The 12,256-nt window shown below is 48.7% G+C and carries 11 protein-coding genes; 7 read left to right on the top strand and 4 right to left on the bottom strand.

Annotated elements, in window-relative coordinates; genetic code table 11:
* Nucleotides 1-9: 9 nt before the first annotated feature.
* Nucleotides 10-819, bottom strand: coding sequence for a sugar phosphate isomerase/epimerase (locus J4G07_03435; GenBank protein MCE2413036.1), 810 nt, complete (start codon nucleotides 817-819; stop codon nucleotides 10-12).
* 553 nt (nucleotides 820-1,372) lie between these two features.
* Between J4G07_03435 and J4G07_03430 the strand changes: the two genes are divergently transcribed.
* Nucleotides 1,373-2,374 (top strand): Gfo/Idh/MocA family oxidoreductase, encoded by a 1,002-nt coding sequence (locus J4G07_03430; GenBank protein ID MCE2413035.1) that lies wholly within the window; start codon nucleotides 1,373-1,375, stop codon nucleotides 2,372-2,374.
* Nucleotides 2,375-2,678: 304 nt separating this feature from the next.
* Here J4G07_03430 and J4G07_03425 read toward each other — a convergent pair whose 3' ends face one another.
* Entirely contained in the window at nucleotides 2,679-3,344 is a 666-nt protein-coding gene (locus tag J4G07_03425) for a ThuA domain-containing protein (protein ID MCE2413034.1), read from the bottom strand.
* A gap of 334 nt (nucleotides 3,345-3,678) precedes the next feature.
* Here J4G07_03425 and J4G07_03420 point away from each other — a divergent pair, with 334 nt between their 5' ends.
* Entirely contained in the window at nucleotides 3,679-4,635 is a 957-nt protein-coding gene (locus J4G07_03420) for an Mrp/NBP35 family ATP-binding protein (protein ID MCE2413033.1), read from the top strand.
* A gap of 127 nt (nucleotides 4,636-4,762) precedes the next feature.
* Nucleotides 4,763-5,884, top strand: coding sequence for an aminotransferase class V-fold PLP-dependent enzyme (locus tag J4G07_03415; protein ID MCE2413032.1), 1,122 nt, complete (start codon nucleotides 4,763-4,765; stop codon nucleotides 5,882-5,884).
* Nucleotides 5,885-5,930: 46 nt separating this feature from the next.
* On the opposite strand, the gene J4G07_03410 is transcribed toward J4G07_03415, so the two are convergent.
* Nucleotides 5,931-6,365, bottom strand: coding sequence for a hypothetical protein (locus J4G07_03410; GenBank protein ID MCE2413031.1), 435 nt, complete (start codon nucleotides 6,363-6,365; stop codon nucleotides 5,931-5,933).
* A 31-nt stretch (nucleotides 6,366-6,396) separates the two neighbouring features.
* The gene (locus J4G07_03405; GenBank protein MCE2413030.1) at nucleotides 6,397-7,452 is read right to left on the bottom strand and encodes a Gfo/Idh/MocA family oxidoreductase; all 1,056 of its coding nucleotides are present in this window, start codon (nucleotides 7,450-7,452) and stop codon (nucleotides 6,397-6,399) included.
* Nucleotides 7,453-7,799: 347 nt separating this feature from the next.
* Between J4G07_03405 and J4G07_03400 the strand changes: the two genes are divergently transcribed.
* The 4 genes from J4G07_03400 to J4G07_03385 all read left to right on the top strand — a co-directional run bounded on the left by J4G07_03400 (nucleotide 7,800) and on the right by J4G07_03385 (nucleotide 12,132).
* A complete protein-coding gene (locus tag J4G07_03400; protein MCE2413029.1) occupies nucleotides 7,800-9,278 on the top strand; it encodes a peptidase S10 in 1,479 nt (492 codons plus the stop codon).
* A 271-nt stretch (nucleotides 9,279-9,549) separates the two neighbouring features.
* Complete coding sequence (locus J4G07_03395; protein ID MCE2413028.1) at nucleotides 9,550-10,593, top strand: Gfo/Idh/MocA family oxidoreductase; 1,044 nt, start codon at nucleotides 9,550-9,552, stop codon at nucleotides 10,591-10,593.
* A 31-nt stretch (nucleotides 10,594-10,624) separates the two neighbouring features.
* On the top strand, nucleotides 10,625-11,101 hold the full coding sequence (locus tag J4G07_03390; GenBank protein MCE2413027.1) for a GNAT family N-acetyltransferase: 477 nt from the start codon (nucleotides 10,625-10,627) through the stop codon (nucleotides 11,099-11,101).
* Between the two features lie 17 nt (nucleotides 11,102-11,118).
* Nucleotides 11,119-12,132: an aldo/keto reductase gene (locus J4G07_03385; GenBank protein ID MCE2413026.1), complete on the top strand. Its 1,014-nt coding sequence runs from the start codon at nucleotides 11,119-11,121 to the stop codon at nucleotides 12,130-12,132.
* Nucleotides 12,133-12,256: the final 124 nt, after the last annotated feature.

The following is a 12,256-nucleotide window of genomic DNA, read 5'->3' as shown; positions in this document are numbered from 1 at the left end:
CGTTCTCTCCTACAGCAGCGACTTCACAAACTCGATGCTCCGTTTCGCGATTGTCTGCGGATCCGGGTTGAAGTCGAAAACCTCTGTTGAAACGTAGCCATCGTAATTAACTTCTTTTAAAGCTTCAATGATCGGTGGGTAATCTACGTTGCCAGAACCGGGTAGATAGCCGTTGTCGTCGTTAGAATGGAAATGTGCGACGTATGGCGCGTGGTTACGGATCTGTGTTGGCATATCCAGCCCTTCTTTCGCCGTGCTGCACACATCCAAAATCATCTGGAAATTTGGGTGATTGACATCCTTCACCATCTCGACCGCTGTGTCGGGATTCGTGATGAAGTTCGTCTGGTCACTCGACAAGGGTTCCATACAGAGCATCACGTCTCTTTCGCCTGCCAGTTCGGCACCCTCTGAAAACGTTGACCGTGCGTATTCCCAAGCCTCTTCAAACGAGAGCGGGTCCATCACATTTCGTTGTTGCGGTGAACCGATTACCATGACTTTGCCATCTAAGTCGGCACATAAATTAATCAACGCCAGGAAATAGTCCCGTGTTTCTTCCCGAATATTTGCGTCTGGGTGGTTAATATACAGTCCCGGAGGTGAGACGAGTAGCCAATGAAGCCCAGCAATCTCTATCTTCGCGTTTTCTGCTGCCTTACGGATACGTGTCCGTTCGGTCTCACTGATATCTAAAACCGAATCTGCTAAAGTAAACGGAGCAATCTCAACCGCCTCGTAGCCGAGTTCAGCGGTATAGGTAAAAACATCTTCGATTTTCCAATCTTCAAACATTTCGTTGCATATTGCAATTTTCATTCTCTGTCCTACTTTCATTTTTTCTCTATTCTAAGAGGGGTGTGCTTTTTTGTCAAATTTTGCTATCATTCAAAAACGCTGCACTAATTCCATGCTCCAGAATCGGGGTTCATTGACGTAACCCGTCAGATTATTGAAATCAATACCACCGGTCGGAGACGTTTCGCATAAAATAATGGCGTGGTAATAGAAAACTCTACGTCTAACAAACAATATTGAAACATACTGAGTAAGAAAAATCAACCAATGCCTAACACAAATGCAGAGTCATTCAGTTTTCCATTCCTGTTTTAATTTTCGTTGACATGAATTAACGCTTTGGTCAAATAGAGTGTGATAGAGCTTTGTAAGCCAGAATAAATCGTGTAAAAATAAATAAATGCCCCTGACCTATAGGTTATCCTGCCGATTGCTGACCGCTGATTGCTGACCGCTGACTGCCGACTGCTGACCGCTGATTGCCATTCCATAAATATTCCTTGACATTCGATTTCGTGTTCGTATAATAGCCAGATAGCACTACGTTGCAAATTTCGGATTTTGGAGAGGAACTATGGCGAAAATACGGATGGCACAATACGGAACCAAACACGGGCACGCACGCGGAAAATTGCAGGCAATGCTCATCAATCCTGACGTTGAAGTCGCAGGTGTATTTGAACCCGACGCGCAACAACGCGGAAAACTTCAAGCGAACGGGGGGACGTTTGCGGATGTTCACTGGTTTGCGGATGCTGCAGAGATGTTGGACGACGATACGATCGTAGCGGTCGCTTCTGAAGGGAACAACGCCGAAAGTTTGGATCAAACGGAGCAGATTGTGAATGCTGGCAAACACGTTTGGTACGACAAACCCGCTGGTGAGAACTGGGAGCAGTGGCAACGCGTCATTGATACCGCCCAGGAAGAGTCCCTACACGTACAGATGGGATATATGCTGCGGTATCACTCCGCCTTTAAACAGGTTGCGGAGTGGGCGAAATCTGGATTCTTAGGGGATGTCTTTTCGGTTCGCGCCCACATGTCAACCAATATTTCTCACGAAGCGCGCACGCGCATTAGCCAACACATCGGTGGTATCTTTTTTGATTTGGGTGGACATGTACTCGATCAAGTGCTTTGGCTCCTCGGACGACCGGAAAAGGTAACCTCTTTCCTCCGAAACGATGCCGATTCAGTCGAACCTTTCAAAGATAATACCCTAACTGTCTATGAATTTGAGAAAGCGGTAGCATTTATCTCGATTTCCGCGTTGGAACCGAGACCCGTTGCACGTCGATTTGAGGTATACGGTACCAAGGGGAGTGCTATCATCGTTGAACCGTTTGAACCCGGATTGAAGGTTCGACTCTGCTTAGAGGAAGCAAAGGGAGGGTATTCGCAGGGCGAACAGGTTGTTGAGATAGATGGCGAAAGCCGTCAGCGCACCTATGAACTCGAGCTTGACGCGTTTTTAGCGACCATCGCAGGAACACAGCCCCCTGACCGTCCCGTATCACATGAGTTGTTGGTGCAGGAAACGCTTCTACGAGCCACTGGTGTTATATCGAGTTGACCCACTTAAGATAAAAATTTCATCGTAGGTTGGGTTGAACCGGTAGTATTGAAGAATAACCTATCAAAACCACCAGTGCCGGACCTATAAAACCTTAGGACAGAGATACGCAGTGAAACCCAACATATTTCGTGTCAAAGCAGCGGGAATCTCACAGTATAAAGTTGGATTTCACTGTGTCCTTGATGGCATACTTATATTATGGTTGAGGTGTATTTGGGTATCAATTTCGTTCAACTCAACCTACGCGTTAATGGTTGATGTCTAATACTCTGATCGCTGATTGCTGACCGCTGACGGCTGACTAATCTTCTAACCCGCCCGCCCATTTAAGACATCCTATGATGTGTTCGTGGAACCATTCTTCACGCCAAAGCGCATCGGGGTGTCCGAGTGCCGTATACATCACGCGCCCTTTGCCGTAAGTATGGCACCAACCGAGTGCGTAATCGTGATCCTCACGGTTACCGCGGGAGACATCAATAGAATTATTGTCCAAACGCATCAGGACCCGTGTTTTAGAACGATCCCAATCTTTGAACGTGTAGATTTCGTCAACGACTTTGAAACTACTGCCGAGCATACGCGTTGCTGGATGGTTCCCGTCTTCCACGATCACGTTTACTTCTTGATGCCACGGGTGTCCCGCGAAATAGCCGCCGAGCATCTCTCCGTATTCGGGCCAGTCGTAGCAGGTATCTGTTGCGTTGTGGATGCCAAAGAATGCTTTGCCGTTCCGCACGAAGCTCAACAGTGCATCTTTTTGAGCATCATCAAACGGGAGGTTCCCTGTCGTTGCGAATGCGAGAATATCTTGGTTTTCGAGGTTTTCAGCGGTGATTCGGTCGCATCGGTGTGTTGTGGTGACGTTCCAACCGTTTGCTGCACCAATCTCCTTCAATGCGACTTCCGCATCGGGTAAATAAGTGTGCTCAAAGCCGGCGGAATGGCGTAACATCAGAATGTTCATAAAAAACTCCTTTACAATAGAGCGGTGCGCGAGATTCATAACGATTCATGAGAGTGATAATTCTCTATTTTCCGAATTATAGTAAAACCTAAAAATGTGTAGGCAGTTTTCAATGCCGCTTTGGAGTATCTAAGTGATTCTTAACTTTACTATAAATATGGAAACTTGGTCGGATCAAGCACTTTTTTGTATACGTATTATACAAAATTATCGGAAAAAATGTTAAACTATTTTGAGTTATAGCGTCATATAAAGCAGTGTTGATGTTACGCTATTCTTCACATCGCCCCAACACCTTCTGAATATCCAATAAACAAGTCTATAGGAGAATCGAATGAGATTTCTAAAAAAAGGCGAGAAAAAAAAGCCAGACTCACCCTCAAGTTCTGCAACGAAAGCACATCCCGATCTGCAGGTAATTACAGGTTCACAGATTTCTGGACGGCAACCCAGACAACCCGCATCTCCCCAGCAACAACAACCCCAGCAACAAAACATCACATTACCGAATATCAAGTATAAAATAGCGGTCGCCAGCGGAAAAGGGGGTGTCGGAAAGTCTACTGTCGCTACCAATCTCGCGATTTCCTTGGCGACTACGGGTAGCACAGTCGGCTTGCTGGATGCAGATGCCTACGGTCCCAGTATCCCAACAATGATGGGTATCCAAGAACAACCGAAAACCAGTCCAGAACGTAAGATTATTCCGCTCGTTCGTCACGACATTAAACTTATGTCGATTGGGTTTATGGTGCCAGAAGAGCAGGCGATGATCTGGCGGGGACCGATGTTACACGGTGCCATCCGCCAACTTCTCAGCGATGTAGACTGGGGTGAACTCGATTATCTCATCATTGACCTTCCACCCGGCACAGGTGATGTCGCGCTCTCTCTAACGCAGGCACTTCCGCTTACGGGCGCGCTCATTGTCACGACACCACAGGATGTTGCCCTTGCCGATGTCCGGCGCGGCGTTGCCATGTTTGAACGTCTCGGTGTCCCTATCCTCGGTATCATTGAAAACATGAGTTACTTCCTCTGTCCGCACTGCAACGAGAAAACAGAAATCTTTAGGGCGGATGGCGGTAAAAACACCAGTGAACGCTTCAGTGTTGCGTTCTTGGGGCAAATCCCACTTGATGCTGAAGTCTGCACTGCGGGTGACATCGGTGTCCCGATTGTCGCTGGGCATCCGGAATCCCCGCAATCCGAAGCTTTCGGGTCCGTCGCTGCGGAATTAGCGACGGTTCTCGAAGAGAGTGGCGAAGAAGACGAATTGACGATCCTCTAAGTCTCGACACGAAAGAAACTTCATTGACAAATCTTGCGTTTCCTATTAGAGTAAGTTTAGATTTATATCCGAAACCGTTAACGCTTCTCATTCGAGTTATGGAGACCCTACGCAAGGAGGCTATCTCATGGCGAATACAGGTTGGGGAAACATCTACAAAAAACTCGGCGCACGACCCGTCATTAATGCGACAGGCAACCAGACCGTCCGAGGCGGATCCACACCTTCGGCAACCGTCCGAGACGCAATGCGCCAAGCGGATGAAAGTTACGTCGAAATGGAGGAATTGCTCGAAAAATCGGGACAATTCATCGCTGAACAGTTGGGAGTTGAAGACGCGTATGTCACTGCTGGATGCTATGCCGCTCTCGTTTTGGCATCAGCAGCAGTTATGACCGGAAACGACCCTGACAAATGCGCGCAACTTCCAGATACCACTGGACTCAAGGACGAAATCGTTTTTCAGAGAATGCAACACTACACCTATGACCGAGCGTTTACGATTCCGGGGAGTAAACTTATTTACGTAGGCGATGATGACCGTTGCACAACTGGGGCGTTAGAAGCCGCTATCGGGGAAAACACAGCAGCGGTTGCATATCTGATTCAAGCCGAACATAAAAAAGGGGTGTCCTTAGCAGATGCGATTGAGATCGCCCACTCACACAATCTTCCGGTGATCGCCGATGCAGCCGCCCAAATCTATCCGCTCGATTATTTTCGACGGAATGCCCAATGCGCCGACCTGGTCTGTTTCGGTGGCAAGTATTTCAATGCCCCTCACTCTACTGGGTTCGTTTGTGGCAAAAAGGATCTCATTGAAACAGTACGAACACACGGTTTCATTGGACCGAGACCCGTTGGACGTGGTATGAAAGTGGACCGGCAAGAGATTATCGGGTTGGTGACTGCTATCGACATCTGGTTGTCAACGAACCATGAGTCGCGGTCAAAGGAACAGGATGGGAGATATGCTGTCCTCGCAGAAGGGCTTGAGAATCTCGATGGTGTATCGTGTGAAGTCCACTACCAAGAAAAAAGTCATACGCTGTCAAATCTGCATGTTACCTTTGATACTGCTATTAGTGGAAAGGATGCTACGCAGGTTGCACACGAATTGGATGCTGGTACCCCCCGTATCAAGGTGAACACGCATGGTAAAGAAACCATTGTGATTAATGCCTACACCCTCAATGCAGGTGAAGAGGATATTATCGCAAACGCCTTGCGACACCTCTTACGTGGATAATACCTGCAACACCTGTAGGGGCAGGTCTTGTGCCTGCCCCACTGTGCTACCAGAAAACCCAGTCTGCCCACGGCTTTATATTAAGCACCATCCCTAATAAACAGAACGCCGCCGACCCGCCGAGTGCCCCTTTCCCAGCAGCCTCCAGTTGTAGCCTTCGCGCTCGCGCTTTATAGGCATCGGTATAGATACTCACATAGTCCGCGGGTTTGCCGAGAAGTCGCTCAGCAGACGGAATAGGCTGGTAGACATAAGCCCCACCCATAGCAACAACACCAAGCGGAAGATTACCCACCACTCCTAAAATCCCCCCAGCAGCAAGCCAAAATGTTGTATTTATATCCTCTTCGGCATCAAATTCTGCATCCGCTTTGGCGGCAAAAATTATTGTGTTCTGCTGTGCGAAGCAGGGCATCGAGACGTTTAAACTGAGTCCGAACATCAGGACGATCAGAATGTGAAGTAGCAGACCTCTTTTCATTTCTACTCCTTTTTGAAAAGACCAAATACCTCTACGGCACCAGTATTTCAATGGCGCGGCGTTCCGTTGTCGCTTTCCGTGCGGCTTCGATAATCGCGAGATTGTGATACGCTTTCTCCGCAGGCACTGGTAGTGCTGTGTCCGCAGCAAGAGCGTTGAAGGTCTCTGTGAAGTATCGAACATGACCACTGGCATCGTTCTGCTCAGCCTCGTTGAATGTGGGGAGGTTTATTTCCTTCCAGCCTTCTGCTCTTGTGAAACGTCGAAGTGCGTCCTTCACATTTTGGCGGTGCTGGACTCGCAGTGAGCCGTTTTCTGCATGCATCTCGCACCAGCCGGAATCCGTGCCGGGCACGCACCATGCTCCTGAAACCGTCGTAACAGCACCATTTTCATGTTCGCACAACAACATCGCCATATCGTCAACATCAATGTCAAGCTGCATCGTTTTCACCCGTGCTTCAACATAACGCACTGGCGATCGCATCAGCGTACAGACCGCATAGATCTCGTGATAACTCGTGTCGATGATGCATCCACCCCCTTTCGCTCTGCTCGCACGCCAAGCGAACGCAGCGGTCGGATGATCAGCCGAGAAATCTGTCGGCTTCAATCCCATGCCGACGCTTCGTCCGAAATGCGATTCTCCCAGAGCAACCAGTTCTGTCATTGCCGCTCGCATCCCAGCAGTAAAGAGATAGTTATGCACCACTGTGTAAGGGACGCGATTCCCACGGACCGCCTCCAGAATTCTATCCGCCTCTTCTAACGTCGTCGCCATCGGTTTTTCAGAGATGATCGCAACACCTGCATTTGCCGCTTCTATTACCTGCTCGGCGTGAAATGAGTGCGGTGTGGCAACCGTCACCACGTCAATTGTTGCGTGCTCCAGCATTTCTCGATAATCTGTGTATCGGTTTCCTGTAGGCACGCTGAACATGTCACCAATCTTTTGCAAATTTTCAGGAACAATATCGGCGAGGGCAGTAACCTTGACAGTATCTGGAACGGAACGATAGGCACGAGCATGCGTGTTTTGCACGATGCCGCCACAGCCAATCAGTCCTAAGCGGATCGGTTTCTTCATTGTATTACTCCTTTGTCTAAAGTTTAGCATATTTTTTCTTAATGTCAAATTCTTTGCCCAACTTGGTGTCGCGTTTATATCTTGTAGGAGGGATCTCCGAATCTCGACGCTGTTTTCTCGCCCCGCCGAGTGCCACACGCGCACTCGGCGTTGATTCATGCGATCTGCATTCCTAACCGCACCGAGCATCGGTAAAATTACCCGATTAAATTCTTAACCTTCATGTAACCTCGCTCATTTACATCTCCACGATTTTTATCATACCTGTTTTTCAAAATATGCTATAATGCGTTCAATAAGGCAATATACTCAATCCTTACCAATCAAAAAAGCAGAGAGGCAGCAATATGAGCCAAGAAGAAAGAAAAGAATCTGAAGAAACGAAGGATGACCAGAAAAACCCCGATATCCCTGAAGATAAACTCTCGGTTACACATCACAGTGTTACGATCAATGGTGAAGAGATCCGTTACACTGCCACAGCGGGGACGCTCGTCCTGAAAGAGGAGATCGATAAGGAAGGCGAAAAGCCGAAAGCCTCCGTTTTCTTTATTGCCTATACACGGGACGATGTAGAGGATACATCTAAACGTCCCATAACGTTCTCCTTCAACGGCGGTCCCGGATCTTCATCCGTCTGGTTACATTTAGGAGTACTGGGACCGCGATGTGTCAAACCCGATGAAGATGGTGAATTGCCGCATCCACCGTATCAATTGGCCGATAATGAATGTTCTATTTTAGACAAAACGGATCTCGTTTTCATCGATCCCGTTAGCACTGGGTTCAGTAGAGCCGTCCCGGGTGAAGAGGCGAAACAGTTCCACGGCTTCAAGCGCGATATTGAATCGGTTGGCGATTTTATTCTCCTCTATTTGGGACGCTACAAACGCTGGGGGTCCCCCAAACTCCTCATCGGCGAAAGTTATGGAACAACGCGGGCTGGCGGACTGGCGGGATATCTTCAAGGACGGCACGGCACCTATCTCAACGCTATCATGCTTGTTTCGGTCGTGCTTAACTTCCAGACGATCCGATTCGCACCCGGCAACGATCTCCCGTATATCCTCTATCTACCCACCTATGCGGCGACTGCACGTTATCATGATAAATTAAATGATATTGATAGCGAATTTGATGCGTTCATTGATGAGGTGAGAGCCTTCGCGATGGAGGATTACACTGTCGCTTTGATGCAGGGAAGTAGCATAACTGCAGATCAGCGTGCGAACATCGTTCAACAACTCACAAAGTATACTGGACTTACACCGGAATACCTTGAGCGGACGGACATACGGATTAACATTATGCGGTTTTGCAAGGAATTGCTCCGGGACGAAGGGCGCACGATTGGACGTTTTGATAGCCGATATAAAGGCATTGATAGGGATTCCGCAGGCGAAACTTACGAATACGATCCGAGTTCCGCAGTCGTGCAAGGCGCGTATACTGCCGCTCTCAACGCCTATGTCCGAGATGAATTGGAATTTGCGTCCGACCTACCCTATGAAATCTTGAGCCGACGTGTCCATCCGTGGGACTACAGCGGCCATCAGAACGAATACGTCAACGTTGCCGATACACTCCGCGCCGCGATGACCATGAATCCTGCCTTGAAAGTCTTTGTTGCGAACGGTTATTACGACTTAGCAACACCGTTTCTCGCATCAGAGTATACCTTCAGCCACTTGGGGCTTGATGAAGCTCTACAAGGTAACATCACGGTGGCTTACTATCAAGCAGGACACATGATGTATATTGACCAAGCAGAGCTGCGTAAGATGAAAGACGATTTGGATGCCTTCCTTGACGACGTGCTTCCGTAACCCCTGTGCCTTAACCGAAAGTTTTTAATTTCTGAGTCTCTCTGCTGCGCTCCATTTCATGACGCACAGGTTTTCAGTGAATTCAAGGGATTCATCAAACGGCGATGAGAGTTTCCAAGTTGGGAAGTGAGGAGAATTCTCTTTCAACTTTCTACCAGACCCGTAGCCTGCAACAACGGCGCAGGCGGATATAAGGAACGTCCTTCAAAGCCGAAACGCACGTTGTTCCTCCGCAAGGTAAAATTAAAAAAACGCAAGGTAAATTAAAAGTATGAGTTATCAGAGAGAATTTGAGAAAAGACTGAACGTCGCTGTCGTCGGGGTCGGTTCACACGGCTACCGCAATGTTCTGCCGACGTTAACGTTTCTCCCGATTCGGCTTAAAGCATTGTGTGACCTTGATATCGACCGCGCCCGCATCACAGCCGAACAATACGGCGTTCAAGCATGCTATCCGAGCATGGCAGAAATGTTCCGCAACGAAGAATTGGACGCAATCTTTCTCTGTGCACCGCCACGTTTGCACCCTGAATTGGCCTGTGAAGCGTTAGACGCCGGTATGCATGTCTGGATGGAAAAACCGCCCGGAATGTTTGCCGCCGAAGTCTCAGAGATGATTCGGCATCGAAAGGATCGTGTCGTCGTTGTCGGGTTCAAAAAGGCGTTCATGCCTGCCACGCAGAAGATTATCGAGATCTTCGCGACGGATGAGTACGGTCCCTTGCGAAGCATTTTGGGAGTCTATCCGATGACGATTGCGGAAGATGGGAAGCGTGTGTTGCGTGAGAGAGAGCATACGAATTGGCTCCAGAACGGTTGCCATCCGCTGTCTCTGTTCGTGGCAGTGGGTGGAAAGGTTTCAGCTGTGACTGTCCGCCGAGGACAACGGGGCGGTGGCGTGTGTATCATGGAATACGAAAGCGGGGCACTCGGAAATTTTCATCTTGCTGATGGTGCGAGACATGGACAACCTTCTGAACTTTATCAATTTTTTGGTGACGGATGCCACGCCGAAATTCGGAACAGCACACGGGTTTTATTGCAACGCGGCATGTCCTTCAATTACAGCGGTAGCACCAGTTATGTTCCTGAAGGCTTTGACAGCGGTGCTATCGTCTGGGAGCCGCAAAACAGTCTCGGCACCCTTGAAAACAAAGGACTTTTCATACAAGGCTTCTATCAAGAGATGCGATATTTTTGTGACTGCATTCTGGAGGGCAAGCCAGCAAAACAGGGATCGCTTGAGTTCGCACTGGAAGTGATGAAAGTCTACGAAGCGGGACTCCGTTCAGAAGGCGAGACCGTTGCTGTTTAGTAAAAGCTAAAGTCGTAAAAAAGGGGGCTAAATGGCGAAGGTATCCCTCAGACCCATCACGCCGGAGAATCTTGACGAATGTATTTCCCTAAAGGTAGCTGATCATCAAACAGGATTCATTGCTTCCAATGTGCAATCCCTTGCCCAGGCGGCTGTCAGTACAACATATCATCCTTTCGGCATCTACGACGCAGATGCCCATTATCAAGCGAATCCATCTATGGTAGGATTCGTAATGTATGAGCTTATTGACACGGTCGGCTTCATCTTACGTCTGATGATAGACGAAAAGTTTCAGAGGCGAGGGTATGGCAGAGCCGCTATGATTGAGGTGATACGAAGATTGAAATTACATCCGGAAGTCGAGCGGATCGCAACGAGCCATGAGAGAAAAAATGAAGCCGCCGCGCGACTCTATGAAAGTTTAGGATTTGTTGATTGGAAACATGAATCAAGGACGGACGATTCCGGTGAAAGGTATCTGATTCTTCAAGAAGATAGTATCTAACTGGACGGAGGAAAAACGTGGAATATAGACGATTGGGAAAAAGCGGAATTAAGGTGTCCGAAATCTGTTTAGGGACGATGACCTTTGGTCATGGAGCTGACGAGGCGGAAACAAATCGCATGGTGGATCTCGCCCTGGATGCCGGTGTCAATTTTTTTGACACCGCAAACTCTTATGCCGAAGGCGAATCCGAAGTCCTCCTCGGCAAAGCACTCAAGGGCAGACGTCGCGATGCCGTCATCGCGACGAAGTTTTTCAATCCGATGGGCACCGGTCCCAACGATTCCGGGATGTCTCGCGTGCATATCATGCAGGCAATTGACGATAGTCTCAAACGTCTCCAGATGGACTACGTAGACATCTACTATATACACCACGTTGATTCGCAAACGCCGTTAGAGGAGATGCTCCGTGCCTTAGACGATCTCGTTCAGCAGGGGAAAGTCCGATATACGGCGTGTAGTAACTATCAAGCATGGCGATTGTCGGAAGCGTTATGGCTCAGTGATACAAACAATTGGACACGCTTTGCATGCTATCAACCGCAATACAGTCTCGTTGTCCGAGATATAGAGCAGGAGATCGTGCCGCTTTGTGACCTCAAGGGACTCGGTGTTGTCGTATGGAGCCCATTAGCGGGTGGATTCCTCTCTGGTAAATACAAGCCGGGCGAACGCACGCAAGGCGGGACGCGATCCGCTGAAGGGTGGGCATACCCAGAACGCTATTTCGCAGAAAACGCTGATGAAACGTTGCAGGCACTCTTTGACGTTTCTGATACGCTTGGACGTAGTCCCGCACAGGTCGCACTGCGGTGGGTGCTTGAACAGCGGGCAATGACTTCGGTGATTGTAGGGGCAAGGCACACAGGACATTTGCGCGATAACCTCGGTGCAGCTGGATGGCGGCTTGAAGGCGAAGCACTCCAAAAACTCAATGAGGTCTCGCATCTGCCGGATCGCTATCCTGAAGCGATGGAGAAAAATATGCATGAACGCAGGGATAGTGCCATTGATATGCCACGACTGTAGAAGTCAAATACACCAAAAAGCCGAACCTTTCTCGTGTGGATTTGACTAACTTAAACACTTCTTAGCGAACGAGAGTGGCACGGAAGGACATATTATACCTTTTCACGCTGATTAAGGTCAGGAG

It is taken from the genome of Candidatus Poribacteria bacterium, assembly GCA_021295715.1.
In the GTDB taxonomy this organism is placed as follows: Bacteria; Poribacteria; WGA-4E; order WGA-4E; family WGA-3G; genus WGA-3G.
This window is presented reverse-complemented; position numbering and strand designations above follow the sequence as displayed.